A 13,269-nucleotide genomic window follows, 5' to 3' on the forward strand; every position below is an offset into this window, starting at 1 on the left:
TGCTGCAACTGATTCCGGAGATAGCGTATACTCATGCCCGCGCCCCCGCCGGCCCAGATCGGCCAGAGCTTCGCCGAGATCGACACGCCAGCGCTCGTTCTCGATCTCGACGCCTTCGAGCGGAATCTCGTCGCCATGGCCGCCTATACGCAGGCCCATGGCGTACGTCTTCGTCCTCATGCCAAGACCCATAAGAGCCCGGATATCGCCCTGCTTCAGATCGCGCATGGCGCCGTCGGCCAGTGCTGCCAGAAGGTCTCCGAAGCCGAGATTCTCGTCGCGGGCGGAGTCGGCGATGTTCTGGTCACCAACGAGATCGTCGGTCCAGCCAAGCTCGATCGGCTCGCCAAGCTGGCGCGCAACGCACGGATCGGCCTTTGCGTCGATCATCCCGAGGGCGTGCGCGAGGCGGCGGAGGCGGCTGCGCGGCACGACGTGATGCTCGACGTTATGGTCGAGCTCGATATTGGCGGGCGCCGCTGTGGCGTCGCAGTCGGCGAAGCCGTCCGCATCGCCGAGGCGGTCGCGCGCAGCAACTCGCTGCGCTTCACGGGCATCCAAGCCTATCACGGTGCTGCCCAGCACATGCGCTCGATCGACGAGCGGCGCGAGGCGATCGAGCGCGCCGGGCTGCTCGCCCGCAACGCGGTGGAGCGCCTCGGGCAGGCAGGCCTCACCTGCGAATATGTCAGCGGCGCCGGCACCGGTACCTATGAGCTCGAAAGCCAGTCCGGCATCTGGAACGAGATTCAGGCCGGCTCCTACATCTTCATGGATGCAGATTACGCGCGCAATCGGCAGGCGGACGGCACCCCCTTCAGGGCCTTCGAACACGCGCTCTTCGTCCTCGCCGGGGTGATGAGCAAGCCCGTGCCGGACCGTGCCATCGTCGATGCCGGGCACAAGGCGGCGGCGGTCGATTCCGGCATGCCGATGCCGTTCCAGCGCGACGGCGTCATCTACACCAAACCCTCTGACGAGCATGGCGTGCTCACCGGTGATCCGATCGCGCTGCCGCATCGCGGCGACCGCATCCTGCTCATTCCGGGCCATTGCGACCCGACGGTGAACCTGCACGACTGGTATGTCGGCGTGCGCGGGCTGCACGGTCCCGATGCGCATGTCGAGACGCTTTGGCCAGTTGCGGGGCGTGGCGCGCTGACCTGAGGACACAGGGACTGCGTATGGCTGCGTCCGAAATTCGCTTCCCATGTTTCGGACGCAGGCCCCGATGCTGGCTGAGTTCCTGCTGACCCTTGCGACCCCGGTCGGACGGATGACGCGGCAGCTTGGCCTGTTGCGGGAGAGCACTGCGCTCTGGGCGCGAGGGCGACGCCAGCGCAAAGGCTGGACACCGCACCACCAGCGCTGTCAGGCGGTCGTCGCGCAGATCGTCCGCGAGCTCGGACGCCACCGCACGGCCATCGTGCTCGGCTCGGGATTGGTGCGCGATGTGCCTCTCGACCTGCTCTGCGCACGCTTTCAGCGCGTCGTGTTGATCGACGTGGTCCATTTGCCCCAGGTCAGGCTGCGCATGGCGCTGCGCCGCAATGTCGAGCTGGTGACGCGTGATCTGACAGGCGTCATGAACTGGCTTGCGGGGGAGAGCCAGGGGCGTAGCGACCCGCTGGCCGATCTCAGTGCGGACAAGGAGGTCGATCTGGTAATCTCGGCTAACCTGATGTCGCAGCTCGCCTGGCCGATCGAGGACTGGCTCGAGGAGAACGGGGACCGCGCAACCGCCCTTCCGGATGATCTGCCGGCGCGTTGCATCGCCTGGCATCTCCAGGACCTTGCGCGCTTCGCGGGACGTGTCTGTCTGATCAGCGATGTCGAGATGCTCGAGCACGACCGCGATGGCACAGTGACGGACCGGCTGGATCTGGCGCGCCGTGTCCCGCTACCGCCGCCGGATGAACGCTGGGACTGGCTCGTCGCGCCCTTTGGCGAGGCTGAAAGCGACCGCGAATATGTTCATCGCGTCTGCGCCTGGAGGAATTTCCGGACGCACGAACTCTGACCGTTCGTGTCAGCCTGGGCCGGGCGAGCACCGAGGGCGGCGCAGTGCCGACCATCGATGGCGATAGGACCGGCCGCACCCGCACCGTGACGGAGCATGCAGCGTCGCTAATGGCGACAAGCCACAGGTCAACGAGTACCCTGTCAGAGCGCGGGGCTTGGCCAAGTCCCGCATGAGACCCGATCAATGACGGATAGGTTGGCGTGAATCGGTTCATCAGCCCCGAAGGGCAGAAGGTGATCGCCGCATGGCAGGGGCGACCGGCCGCAGCCCTTCTCATGCAAAGCGATGCAGGCCGATGCATCAGCCTATGCGCACTCTCGTCGTCGCCGAGCGTCTGATGGCGCAGGACACGGTTTCTACCGGTGAGCCGCAGCAGCCGGCCCTGCTGCACGCCGCCGGGAGCTTGCGAGCAGCCTTGACCGAGATGGCGCAGGCATTCGAGACCGCGACCGGGGTTCAGGTCAAACCTGCCTATGGCCCTTCGGGATTGCTGCGCGAGCGGTTGGCCAAGGACGAAGCCGCGGAGGTGTTCGCTTCCGCCAACATGGGCCACCCGGCTGCACTGGCGGACGCGGGCCTGGCCGGGCCGGTCGTGCTCTTCGCGCGCAACGAGCTCTGCGCCTTCGTTCGGCCGGGCCTGATGGTCACCGCCGAGACGTTGCTGGAACGCATGCTCGATCCATCCATCAGGCTCGGCACCTCGACGCCGAAAGCGGATCCTTCGGGCGATTACGCTTTCGAGGTCTTCGCGCGGGCCGAGGCCTTGAAGCCGGGCGCAAGGACGGCGCTCGAGGCCAAGGCACTGCAGCTGACGGGCGGTCCGAGCAGCGTTGCCGCCCCTGACGACGTCAATGCCTATGGCTACAAGCTTGCCAGTGGCGAGGCCGACATCTTCCTGGCCTATTGCACCAATACCCAGCCACTCGCCCGGGAGCAGCCCGGCGTGACGCTGGTCCGGCTGCCGGCTGCGCTCGCGGTGGGGGCCGATTACGGGTTGACCGTGATGAGCAAGGCCTCGCCAAACGGCTACCGGCTTGCCATGTTCATCCTGTCGCGGGCGGGGCAGGAGATTCTGGCAAAACACGGCTTTGCCGCGCCGGCGCTCCCACATAGCGGGTCGAAGTGACGGAGTTGGCAATGGATTGGCAGGCGACGCGGCGGGGCGAGACCATCGCTGCCTTGCCCGATCGGCAGGATGCGCATCTCGTCTTCATCGGCCGCCTGCGCACGCCCTTCGCCTCACGCGATCAATGCCCGCGTCGTGGAGACCCGGAATCAGGGCCCATCTGCCATGTCGAGGTCGATGCGACCTGGTGGCCGGCGCTGGCCGGCGTCGAAGCCTGCGCATATCTCGACCTGCTGTACTGGATGAACCTGGCCCGAAGGGATCTGCTGACCCAGAGCCCGAAATCCAGCGGCCAGATCCTCGGCACTTTTGCACTGCGCTCGCCGGTCCGGCCCAATCCGATCGCCCTGTCGCGGGTCAGGCTCATTGGGGTGGAGGAGGGCGCGCTGCGGGTGCGCGGGCTCGACTGCGTCGACGGCACTCCGCTTCTCGACATCAAACCGAACCGCTGCCCGCAAGCGGGCGCCGGCACGGAGCATGATCATGGGCGGACCTGACCGTCGAACCGTTCTGGGCGGCCTTGCCGCGACGCTCGCCGCGCCGCGCATTGCGCGTGCTGCAACCGTGCGCGATGGCGCCGGGCGTGAAATCGCCATTCCGGTCCGGGTCGAACGCGTCTTTCCGGCGGGGCCACCTGCTGCGATCACGCTCTATACGCTTGCGCCCGATCTGCTGCTCGGCTGGCCGCGCGCCAATCGCGCGGAGGAGCGCGAATTCCTGCTGCCTGGAATTGGCGACAGGCCGGAAGTCGGTCGCATCACCGGGCGCGGCAACAGCGCCGATCTCGAAGCGGTGCTCGGCCTCAAGCCGGACCTGATCGTCGATGCCGGTTCGACGGGCAGAACCTATGTCGAGCTGGCAATGCGGGTGCAGGAACAGACCGGCATTCCCTATGCGCTGCTGGATGGTCGCTTCGAGCAGATTCCGGCGAGCTATCGCATCCTCGGCCAATTGGCCGGGCGCGGCGAACGCGCCGAGACGCTGGCGCGCTGGTGCGAGACCGCAATGGCGACGATCAAGGGGCGTATCGCCACGATTCCCGGGGAGAAGCGTCCCTCGGTCTATTACGCGCGCGGCCCACGCGGGCTCGAGACGGGGCTCGGCGGCTCGATCAATGTCGAGACGCTCTCCTTCCTCGGCGCGCGCAATGTCGCGGCAGAGACCCCGGGCAGCGGGCTTGCGAATGTCTCGCTCGAACAGATCCTGTCCTGGGATCCGGAGGTGATCGTCACCATCGATCCGGCCTTCGCCGATGGCGTCGCCAGCGATCCTGCCTGGGCGAATGTGCGGGCGGTGCGCGATCGCCGCGTGCATCTCTCCCCTAAGCTGCCTTTCGGCTGGGTCGATTTCCCGCCTTCGGTCAACCGGATGATCGGGCTGTGGTGGCTGGCGAAGCTGCTCTATCCCGCCCAGTTCCCCGAGGATATCCGCCCGCTCGCCCGCGAATTCCACACGCTATTCTATCAGGTGACGCCGACCGACGCGCAACTCGACCGTGTCCTGGCTGGGCGAGGCTAGCCCCTTGTCGCCATCCTTCGCGCGCGGAACCCTGTTCGCCTTCGGTTTGCTCGCGCTCGGCGTCGTGCTTGCCTTCGCGCTGGGACGCTTCCCGGTCGGGCCCGGTGATCTGCTGCGCATCCTCTGGGCGGAGGTGAGCGGTCAGCCGTCGGGCCTGCCGCCGCAGCTGGAAACGGTGATCTGGAATATCCGCGGCCCGCGCGTGATTGCGGCCATGCTCTGCGGGGCGGCGCTCGCGATCGCCGGCACGGCCTTCCAGGGGCTGTTCCGCAACCCGCTGGTCTCGCCCGATATCCTCGGCGCTTCGTCTGGCGCGGCGCTCGGCGCGGTGGTCGGCATCTATTTCTCGCTCGGCATCGTCGGCATCCAGCTCGGAGCCTTCATCGGCGGATTGATCGCGGTCGGCGCCGTCTATGTCGTCGGCTCGACCATCCGGCGCGGCGACCCGGTGCTGGCGCTCGTCCTGACCGGCGTGGTCATCGGCTCGCTGCTTGGCGCCGGAATCGGCCTCGTGAAATACTGGGCCGATCCTTATAATCAGCTCCCGGCCATGACCTTCTGGCTGCTGGGCAGCCTTGCCGGGACCGCCAAGCCCGATCTCCTGCCGCTGCTCGGCCCGGTCGCCCTCGGCTCGGTGGTTCTGATCGCCCTGCGCTGGCGCATGAACGTGATGTCGCTGCCGGAGGAGGAGGCGCGGGCGCTCGGATTGAACACCGGCCCGTTGCGCCTTGCCATCGTCGCGGCCGCGACGCTGGTCACGGCGGCGAGCGTTGCGGCGGCGGGGATCATCGGCTGGGTCGGCCTCGTCGTGCCGCATCTCGCGCGGTTTCTCGTCGGGCCCGACTTCGGCAAGCTCGTGCCGACCGCCGCGATCCTCGGCGGCGGCTACCTCTTGATCATCGACACGCTGGCGCGAACGATCGGCCCGGTCGAGACGCCGCTCGGCATCCTCACCGCGGTGATCGGCACGCCCTTCTTCATCTGGCTGCTTGCGTCGGCGCGTGGAGGCTGGTCGTGAGCCTCAGTGCCGTCGATCTCGCCTATGGCTATCCAGAGCGCCAGATCGGCCGGGCGATCACGCTGGCCCTGCGGGCGGGTGAGGTGCTTGCCCTGCTCGGGCCGAATGGCAGCGGCAAGACGACCCTGCTGAAAACCCTGCTCGGCCTTCTGCCGCCACATGCCGGCGGGCTCACCCTTGACGAGCAGCCGCTTGCTGGCCTGACGGTCTCAGAGCGGGCGCGAGCGCTGGGATACGTGCCGCAAGCACATGCCGGAACCTTCGCCTTCTCGGTCTTCGCTGTCGTCCTGATGGGGCGTACCGCTCATGGCGCGCTGTTCGCCGCCCCCTCGCGGCATGATCGCGAGGTGGCGATGGCGATGCTGGAGCGCCTCGGTATCGCGGGGTTGGCCGAGCGCCCTTACACGCAGATCTCGGGCGGCGAGCGCCAGCTCGTGCTGGTCGCCCGCGCGCTGGCGCAGGAACCACGCTACGTCATCCTCGACGAGCCGACCGCAAGCCTCGATTTCGGCAACCAGGGCAAGGTGATGGCGCAGATCAGGCGCCTCGCGGCCGAAGGACTGGGCGTGCTCTTCACCACGCACGACCCCAATCAGGCGCTGCGGCATGCCGACCGCGTCATGATGATTCGCGAGGGGCGGATGCTGGCGAGCGGGATCGCGCAGGACTTGCTGACGCCGGTGCGCCTGATGGAGCTCTACGGCGTCGGGATCGAGACGGTGCGGGACGACGCGGGCCGCGTCGCGTTCCTGCCGGGCGAATAGAGCTGTCCGAGCGTGGCCTCGGGGGCCGCCAGAAGGCATCCAGAAGGATATGATCGAGCGTCGGCGTGGCCGGTCGCTGGCCTGGCTATCCCCGCCCCAGCTCAACCGGCACCGAGAAGGAGCGCTTGACCTGCCCGAGCGCGAAGCTCGATTCGATCGAGGCGACATTGTCGAGCCGGGTCAGCTTGTCCTTCAGGAACCGTTCGTAGGCGGCGAGGTCGCTGACGATGATGCGGAGCAGATAGTCGCGCGGGCCGGTCATCAGGTAGCAGTCGGCCACTTCCGGCCAGCGTGTCACCGCCGCAGCGAAGCGGTCGAGTTCCTCCTCGCGCTGGCGCTCCAGCTTGATCGAGGCGAAGACCGAGACCGGGAGGCCGAGCTTGTCCTGGTTCACGACCGCGACATAACCCTCGATGATGCCCGCCTCCTCCAGCAGGCGAACCCGCCTTGCGCAGGGTGAGGGCGAAAGCCCGACTTTTTCGGCCAGGTCCTGATTGCTCATGCGTCCATCGGCCTGGAGAGCCTGGACGATACGCCGGTCGATATCGTCGAGTTTATAGTCTGGCATCTTGTCTCGCTTTCGTTCGCAGGATTAGCGGAAAGCGCTAAGATGGAAAGCATCGTCGGCGATCTTTGGCAAAAATCGCTGCCGGAAGCGTGCATGATGGCTTTGCCGTATCGAGAGAAGCCAAATGACCGATCCCCGTCTGCCGATTCTCGCCGAACTCGAGAAGAAGATTCTCTGGCTCGCCTCCTGGACGATCCATAACGCCAACCACCTTCGCGATAACGGCGATGGGATGAAGGTGGGCGGGCATCAGGCTTCGTCCGCGTCGCTGGCGACGATCATGACGGCGCTCTACATGGCGGCCCTGAAGCCGCAGGACCGGGTCGCGGTGAAGCCGCATGCCTCGCCGGTCTTCCATGCCATCAACTATCTGATGGGCCTGCAGACCCGCGAGAAGCTGGAGAATTTTCGCGGATACAAGGGCGCCCAGAGCTATCCCTCGCGCACCAAGGATATCGACGATGTCGATTTCTCGACCGGCTCGGTCGGCCTCGGCGTCGCGCAGACGCTCTTCTCCTCGCTGACCCAGGATTATGTGAAGGCCCATGGCTGGGGCGCAAGCCGGCCGGATGGGCGCATGGTGTCGCTGATCGGCGATGCCGAGCTCGACGAGGGCAATATTTTCGAAGCCCTGATGGAGGGCTGGAAGCACGGCGTCCGCAACACCTGGTGGGTGATCGACTATAACCGCCAGTCCCTGGACGCGGTGATCCGCGAGGGGCTCTACGACCGCTTCGAGACGATGTTCCGCAATTTCGGCTGGGATGTCGTGACGCTGAAATATGGCTCGCTGCAGCAGGCCGCCTTCAAGGAGAAGGGTGGCGAGCGGCTGAAGGCCTGGATCGATTCCTGCCCGAACCAGCTCTACTCGGCCCTGACCTTCCAGGGCGGCGCTGCCTGGCGCAAGCGCCTTATGGATGATCTCGGCGATCAAGGGCCTGTGACGACGCTGATCGAGAGCCGCTCCGACGCCGAGCTGTCGAAGCTGATGTGCAATCTCGGTGGCCACGATCTGCCCTCGCTGCTCGAAGCTTTCGAGGGCATCGATCACGACCGGCCGGTCTGTTTCCTCGCCTATACCGTGAAGGGCTTTGGCCTGCCGCTTGCTGGGCACAAGGACAATCACGCCGGGCTGATGACCAAGGAGCAGATGGAAGGCTTCAAGAAAGCCAACACGATCCGCCCCGGCCATGAGTGGGACCTGTTTGAAGGGCTGTCGCTGCCCGAAGCCGCGCTCCGCAGCTATCTCGACAAGGTGCCCTTCTTCTCCGAGGGGCGCCGTCGCTTCTCGGCACCGTCGCTGCCTGTGCCCGCGAAACTCGAGGCCGGCATCCAGGCGACGATGTCGACGCAAATGGGCTTCGGCAAGGTGCTGGACGAGCTGGCGAAGCTCGGCGGCCCCCTGGCCGACCGCATCGTCACCACCGCGCCGGACGTCACCGTCTCGACCAATCTCGGGCCATGGGTGAACCGGCGCGGCCTGTTCGCCCGGGCCTCGATGGCCGATACCTTCAAGGACGAGCGCATTCCCTCGATGCAGAAATGGGAATTCTCGCCGAAGGGCCAGCATATCGAGCTCGGCATCGCCGAGATGAACCTCTTCATCAATCTTTCGGCGCTTGGCCTCTCGCATTCGATCTTCGGCGAGCGGCTGATCCCGATCGGCACGCTCTACGACCCCTTCATCTCGCGCGGGCTCGATGCGCTGAACTATGCCTGCTACCAGGATGCGCGCTTCATGGTGGTCGCAACGCCGTCTGGTGTGACGCTGGCGCCGGAGGGTGGCGCACATCAGTCGATCGCGACACCTCTGATCGGCATGAGCCAGGACGGGCTCTGCGCCTTCGAGCCGGCCTTCGTCGACGAACTCGCCGTGATGATGCGCTGGTCCTTCGAATACCTGCAGAAGGATGGCGAGGGCGATCCCGACGAGCGTACCTGGCTGCGCGATGAGACCGGCGGCTCCGTCTATCTCAGGCTCTCGACGCGGCAGGTCGAGCAGCCGAAACGGGCAATGACGGCCGATCTCGAGCGCGACATCATCGATGGTGCCTATTGGCTCAGGAAGCCCGGCCCGAACGCCTCCGTCGTCATCGCCTATACCGGTGCGGTTGCGCCTGAGGCGATCGAGGCTGTGGGGCTGCTCGGCGAAGACCGGCGCGATGTCGGCCTGCTCGCCATCACCTCGGCCGATCGGCTCAATGCCGGCTGGCAGGCGGCCGAGCGGGCGCGACAGCGCGGCAATCATGGCGCGACCAGTCATATCGAGCGGCTGCTCGGCGAACTGTCACGCGATTGCGGTATCGTGTCGGTGCTCGACGGACATCCTGCGACACTGGCTTGGCTCGGCAGCGTGCACGGCCACAAGCAGAAAGCCCTTGGCGTCGAGCATTTCGGCCAGACCGGCAGCGTCGCCGACCTCTATCGGCATTTCGGGATCGACGCGAACGCGATCGTGCATGCGGCGCAGGCCGCGGCGCCAGGCCGGCCGGTGCGCTATCTGAAGGCGCTGCCGTAGGCGGGGGGTATCAGTCCTTGCAAGGCAAGGCGCGGTGGCGAAAGGCCCCCGCGCTCTACTTCGCCAGCCCCTGTTTCACGTTGACGCCTGCGAGCAGCGCGCCGCCCACAAGGAAGAACGCGATCAGCACCGCCAGCCCGGCCTGCTGGCTGGCAAAGACGGTGGTCGCTAGCGCCACGAAGGTCGGCCCCATGAACGAGGTCACCTTGCCCGATAGCGCGAAGAGGCCGAAGAACTCGCCATGCCGGCCCGTCGGTGCGAGACGGGCCATCAGGCTGCGCGAAGAGGCCTGGAGCGGACCGGCGACCAGGCCGATCAGCAGGCCAAGAGCGAGATAGATCCGCTCGGGCACCGAGGCGAACAGCCCGTCGCCTGGTGCCGGAGGCGTAGCCGGCAGCACGAAGAAGATGCGGTCGGGCCCGAGCGAGAGGATGCCGAGGCAGGCGAAGAGCAGGCAGGCGATGGCGCCCAAGACCACGGGCTTGCCGCCGATGCGGTCATCGAGCTTGCCGCCGAACCAGGCGCCGAGCGTGCCGGTGATGGTGAGCATGATCCCGAAGATGCCGAGTTCGATGGTCTGCCAGCCGAAGACGCCGGCCGCGTAGATGCCTCCGAAGGCGAAGAGCGCCACAAGCCCGTCCTGATAGATCATGTTGGCGAGCAGAAAGCGCCCAAGTGCAGGCAGGCGCGGCAGTTCGGCGATGGTCGCCTTCAGCCGCGAGAGACCGCCCTGCGCCGCTTCCCTGAGGCGCATGCCGGTTCCCGGTGAGTCCGGTGTCAGCAGGAACATCGGTGTGACGAAGATGACGAACCAGAGCGCAGTGAGCGGCCCCGAGGCGCGGTCACCCTCGCGCGCTGCTGCGTCGAGGCCGAGAATCGGCACGAGGCCTGCCAGCGTCTTGCCGGTGAGCGGATCTGCGGCGAGCAGCGCCAGCGTGATTGCAAGCGAGATCAGACCGCCGAGATAGCCGATGGCCCAGCCCGTGCCGGAGAGCCATCCGAGCCGTTCCGGCGGCACGAGCCGCGTCATCATCGCATTGTTGAAGATGGTGGCGAATTCGGCACCGATCGTGGCGATGATGAAGCCCGCGAGCGCGATCGGAACCGCGGCGGGCGAGCCGGGCCTTGCAAACCAGAGCAGGGCCGAGCCGATGACGAGCAGCGCGCCGAAGGCCGCTATCCAGGGCTTGCGCGGGCCCGTGCGGTCAGCGATGCCGCCGAGCAGGGGAGAGAGCAGGGCGATGCAGAGACCCGCGAAACCCGTGGCATAGCCCCAGAGCGCCTGTCCCTCTGCTGCGTCCGCCGCAAGGGCGGAGGCGAAGAAGGGCGCGAAGACGAAGGTGGTGACGAGAGTGAAGAATGGCTGTGCCGCCCAGTCGAAGAACAGCCAGGCCGTGACGGCCCGGCGTGGCGGATACGTGACGGGCGCGATTGCCGCCGCAGGCGCGTGGGAAAGGTTCACTGCAGGGTCGTCTCTGGGTCGCCGCCACCGCGCGCCAGCTCGATCTCGGTGATCGCGACCAGGACGTCGGCGCGGTTCTTCAGGCTGGAGGCCTCGAGCAGCGCCTGTTTCTCGCGCGGACCGAAGGGGCACATCATCGACAGCGCGTTGACCAGCGCCTCGTTGGGTGCTTCGTTGATGCCCTTCCAATCGATCTTGAGGTCATTGGCCTTGGCGAAGGACCGAAGCGCCTTGAGCAGGCTGTTGCGGTCGACCTCGTCCTCCCCCGCACGCGCGGTGAAATCGATGGCGAAGTCGTCATAGCTGACACGGCACTGGCGGTAGGCTGTCGTCACCGCGAGTTCCTCGACAATGCGGAAGCGCGCGATGCCGGTGAGCGTCAGGATATAGCGATCATCGCCGGTCTCTGCGAACTGCGTGATCCGGCCGAGGCAGCCGACCTGCAACAGGCTGGGCGTGTCGGTCTGGCGGCCGCTTTCCGGCTCGGGCTGGATCATGCCGATGGTGCGGTGGTCCCGCAGCGCATCGTCGATCATGGCGATATAGCGCGGCTCGAAGATGTTGAGGGGCATCTGCCCGCGCGGCAGGAGGAGCGCACCGGCCAGCGGGAAGACCGGGATCACCAGCGGGCAGTCCTGGGCTCCGTTATAGACGGCATTCATGCCCATGGGCGTGTCGCTCCCTTCCATCGCGGCACCTTATGAAAACAGCAGCGTCGAAAGCTTGCGCCGACCTGCAACGCTGGCGTCGTCCATGTGACCCCAGGCCTCGAAGAACTGCAGCAGCTGCTTGCGGGCGCCGTCGTCGTTCCAGGTCCGGTCAGCCTTGATGATGGCAACCAGCTGGTCGACGGCTTCTTCGCGCTTGTCATGGGCATTCAGCGCCAGCGCCAGATCGAAGCGGGCCTGATGATCCCCGGGGTTGGCCGCAACCTTCGCTTCGAGTTCGGCCGTATCGCCGAGCGAAGCGGCCTGCTCGGCGAGTTCGATCGCGGCACGCACGGCAGCCAGCGCCGGATCGGACGCCTTGGCTTCGGGAGCGGTGGCCAGGATGCCCTTGGCGCCGTCGAGATCACCCATGTCGAGATGCAGGCGCGCCAGTCCGGCGAGCGCTGGGACATTGTCGGGCTCGAGCGCCAGCACATTGGCATAGAGTTCGCCCGCGCCGGCCGCATCGCCGGCCTCGAGCGCCTCCTGCGCGGCGGCGACCAGCTCTTCGGTCGCGCCCGGGCCCATCGGTCCAACGAGCTTCTCGATGAAAGCCTTGATCTGGCTTTCCGGCTGGGCGCCCATGAAACCGTCGATCGGCTGGCCGCGCTGGAAGGCGATGACGGCCGGGATCGACTGGATGCCGAGCTGGCCCGGGATCTGCGGGTGCTCGTCGATGTTCATCTTGACGAGCTTGACCTTGCCACCGGCAGCCTTGATCACCTTCTCGATGACCGGGGTCAGCTGTTTGCAGGGGCCGCACCACGGGGCCCAGAAATCGACCAGAACCGGCTGGTTCATCGATTCGGCGACGACATCCTGCCGGAAGCCCTGTGTCGTCGTATCCTTGATCAGGCCGGGTTGCTCGGCCGCATCGCTGTTGAGCAGCATGGGTCTTCCTTCATCTCGTCAACAAGATCGACCGCGGCCACGCTGGGCCGATCACGGTCGGGCATACGAAAACGGGCGCATGACCATAGGCCGCGCGCCACATAGATGGGGAGGTTCAGTCGTTCTGTCCATCGACCGGTGCTGGCAAATCGACGATCAGCGGCTCATGTCCGGTGCTGCGGAGGAAGCCCAGCATGTCGTCGCGTGCGATGCGCAGCGTCGCGGTGTTGATCAACGGATGGAAATTCATCGCCTCGCCGCTCATCAGATTGGCGTCGAGCACCATCGTCACATCACCGGCGCGATCATTGATCACGGCAAAGGCGGTGACCGAACCGGGCGTCACGCCGAGCTTCTCCTCCAACAGTTCGGCCGAGCCGAAGGAAAGCCGACCGCTGGCTCCCAGCGTCTGATGCAGCCGCTTCAGATCGATTCGTGTGCTCTCCAGGGCCGAGACCAGGAAAAGCCGGCCCTTCTTGTCCTTGAGAAACAAGTTCTTGGTGTGGTGCCCATCGATCGTGCCGCGCAGAGACTTCGATTCGGCGACGGTGAAGACCGCCTCATGATCGAGCCTGTGGAAAGGAATACCCTGCGTGGCCAGATGGGAGCAGAGCTCGTCGGGTGTCAGTGGCGAGGTCATCGTAACTCGTCGGAAACAAAGAGTTCTTGGCGTT

Annotated in this window: 13 protein-coding genes; 8 read left to right on the plus strand and 5 right to left on the minus strand. The window is 66.3% G+C overall.

Features of this window, described 5'->3' with window-relative positions; translation table 11 throughout:
- Positions 1 to 33 precede the first annotated feature (33 nt).
- The 7 genes from AB4118_RS27555 (at position 34) to AB4118_RS27585 (ending at position 6,449) form a co-directional block, all read left to right on the plus strand.
- Positions 34 to 1,167 carry a DSD1 family PLP-dependent enzyme gene (locus tag AB4118_RS27555; protein ID WP_441492737.1) on the plus strand — a complete coding sequence of 378 codons (1,134 nt, stop codon included), beginning with the start codon at positions 34 to 36 and terminating at the stop codon, positions 1,165 to 1,167.
- A 64-nt stretch (positions 1,168 to 1,231) separates the two neighbouring features.
- The gene (locus AB4118_RS27560) at positions 1,232 to 2,020 is read left to right on the plus strand and encodes a hypothetical protein (protein WP_441492738.1); all 789 of its coding nucleotides are present in this window, start codon (positions 1,232 to 1,234) and stop codon (positions 2,018 to 2,020) included.
- Between the two features lie 310 nt (positions 2,021 to 2,330).
- On the plus strand, positions 2,331 to 3,149 hold the full coding sequence (locus AB4118_RS27565) for a molybdate ABC transporter substrate-binding protein (RefSeq protein WP_441492739.1): 819 nt from the start codon (positions 2,331 to 2,333) through the stop codon (positions 3,147 to 3,149).
- A gap of 11 nt (positions 3,150 to 3,160) precedes the next feature.
- Positions 3,161 to 3,646 (plus strand): SAM-dependent methyltransferase, encoded by a 486-nt coding sequence (locus AB4118_RS27570; protein WP_441492740.1) that lies wholly within the window; start codon positions 3,161 to 3,163, stop codon positions 3,644 to 3,646.
- Positions 3,633 to 4,667, plus strand: coding sequence for an iron ABC transporter substrate-binding protein (locus AB4118_RS27575; RefSeq protein WP_441492741.1), 1,035 nt, complete (start codon positions 3,633 to 3,635; stop codon positions 4,665 to 4,667). Before AB4118_RS27570 ends, AB4118_RS27575 begins: the two co-directional genes overlap by 14 nt.
- Before the next feature lie 4 nt (positions 4,668 to 4,671).
- Entirely contained in the window at positions 4,672 to 5,685 is a 1,014-nt protein-coding gene (locus tag AB4118_RS27580; protein WP_441492742.1) for a FecCD family ABC transporter permease, read from the plus strand.
- Positions 5,682 to 6,449 (plus strand): ABC transporter ATP-binding protein, encoded by a 768-nt coding sequence (locus AB4118_RS27585; RefSeq protein ID WP_441492743.1) that lies wholly within the window; start codon positions 5,682 to 5,684, stop codon positions 6,447 to 6,449. Before AB4118_RS27580 ends, AB4118_RS27585 begins: the two co-directional genes overlap by 4 nt.
- 85 nt (positions 6,450 to 6,534) lie before the next feature.
- Here AB4118_RS27585 and AB4118_RS27590 read toward each other — a convergent pair whose 3' ends face one another.
- Complete coding sequence (locus tag AB4118_RS27590) at positions 6,535 to 7,017, minus strand: Lrp/AsnC family transcriptional regulator (protein ID WP_043242082.1); 483 nt, start codon at positions 7,015 to 7,017, stop codon at positions 6,535 to 6,537.
- Positions 7,018 to 7,141: 124 nt separating this feature from the next.
- Here AB4118_RS27590 and AB4118_RS27595 point away from each other — a divergent pair, with 124 nt between their 5' ends.
- Positions 7,142 to 9,535, plus strand: a complete 2,394-nt coding sequence (locus AB4118_RS27595) for a transketolase-like TK C-terminal-containing protein (RefSeq protein WP_441492744.1) — start codon at positions 7,142 to 7,144, stop codon at positions 9,533 to 9,535.
- 55 nt (positions 9,536 to 9,590) lie between these two features.
- Here the strand turns inward: AB4118_RS27595 and AB4118_RS27600 are convergent, their stop codons facing one another.
- The 4 genes from AB4118_RS27600 to AB4118_RS27615 all read right to left on the minus strand — a co-directional run bounded on the left by AB4118_RS27600 (position 9,591) and on the right by AB4118_RS27615 (position 13,235).
- On the minus strand, positions 9,591 to 10,997 hold the full coding sequence (locus tag AB4118_RS27600; RefSeq protein WP_441492745.1) for an MFS transporter: 1,407 nt from the start codon (positions 10,995 to 10,997) through the stop codon (positions 9,591 to 9,593).
- Positions 10,994 to 11,665 (minus strand): LON peptidase substrate-binding domain-containing protein, encoded by a 672-nt coding sequence (locus AB4118_RS27605; protein ID WP_441492746.1) that lies wholly within the window; start codon positions 11,663 to 11,665, stop codon positions 10,994 to 10,996. Before AB4118_RS27605 ends, AB4118_RS27600 begins: the two co-directional genes overlap by 4 nt.
- Before the next feature lie 30 nt (positions 11,666 to 11,695).
- Positions 11,696 to 12,595 (minus strand): thioredoxin, encoded by a 900-nt coding sequence (gene trxA / locus AB4118_RS27610; protein WP_069878703.1) that lies wholly within the window; start codon positions 12,593 to 12,595, stop codon positions 11,696 to 11,698.
- Between the two features lie 115 nt (positions 12,596 to 12,710).
- Positions 12,711 to 13,235 carry a prolyl-tRNA synthetase associated domain-containing protein gene (locus AB4118_RS27615; protein WP_441492747.1) on the minus strand — a complete coding sequence of 175 codons (525 nt, stop codon included), beginning with the start codon at positions 13,233 to 13,235 and terminating at the stop codon, positions 12,711 to 12,713.
- Positions 13,236 to 13,269: the final 34 nt, after the last annotated feature.

This window comes from Allobosea sp. 2RAB26, from assembly GCF_052115465.1.
In the GTDB taxonomy this organism is placed as follows: Bacteria; Pseudomonadota; Alphaproteobacteria; order Rhizobiales; family Beijerinckiaceae; genus Allobosea.

What these genes read in the sequence shown, in the direction of transcription:
- trxA (WP_069878703.1), bottom strand. Translation starts at nt 12,595, where the DNA reads ATGCTGCTCAACAGCGATGCGGCCGAGCAACCCGGCCTGATCAAGGAT.
- AB4118_RS27575 (WP_441492741.1), top strand. Translation starts at nt 3,633, where the DNA reads ATGGGCGGACCTGACCGTCGAACCGTTCTGGGCGGCCTTGCCGCGACG.
- AB4118_RS27560 (WP_441492738.1), top strand. Translation starts at nt 1,232, where the DNA reads ATGCTGGCTGAGTTCCTGCTGACCCTTGCGACCCCGGTCGGACGGATG.
- AB4118_RS27605 (WP_441492746.1), bottom strand. Translation starts at nt 11,665, where the DNA reads ATGGGCATGAATGCCGTCTATAACGGAGCCCAGGACTGCCCGCTGGTG.
- AB4118_RS27565 (WP_441492739.1), top strand. Translation starts at nt 2,331, where the DNA reads ATGCGCACTCTCGTCGTCGCCGAGCGTCTGATGGCGCAGGACACGGTT.
- AB4118_RS27615 (WP_441492747.1), bottom strand. Translation starts at nt 13,235, where the DNA reads ATGACCTCGCCACTGACACCCGACGAGCTCTGCTCCCATCTGGCCACG.
- AB4118_RS27570 (WP_441492740.1), top strand. Translation starts at nt 3,161, where the DNA reads ATGGATTGGCAGGCGACGCGGCGGGGCGAGACCATCGCTGCCTTGCCC.
- AB4118_RS27590 (WP_043242082.1), bottom strand. Translation starts at nt 7,017, where the DNA reads ATGCCAGACTATAAACTCGACGATATCGACCGGCGTATCGTCCAGGCT.
- AB4118_RS27555 (WP_441492737.1), top strand. Translation starts at nt 34, where the DNA reads ATGCCCGCGCCCCCGCCGGCCCAGATCGGCCAGAGCTTCGCCGAGATC.
- AB4118_RS27595 (WP_441492744.1), top strand. Translation starts at nt 7,142, where the DNA reads ATGACCGATCCCCGTCTGCCGATTCTCGCCGAACTCGAGAAGAAGATT.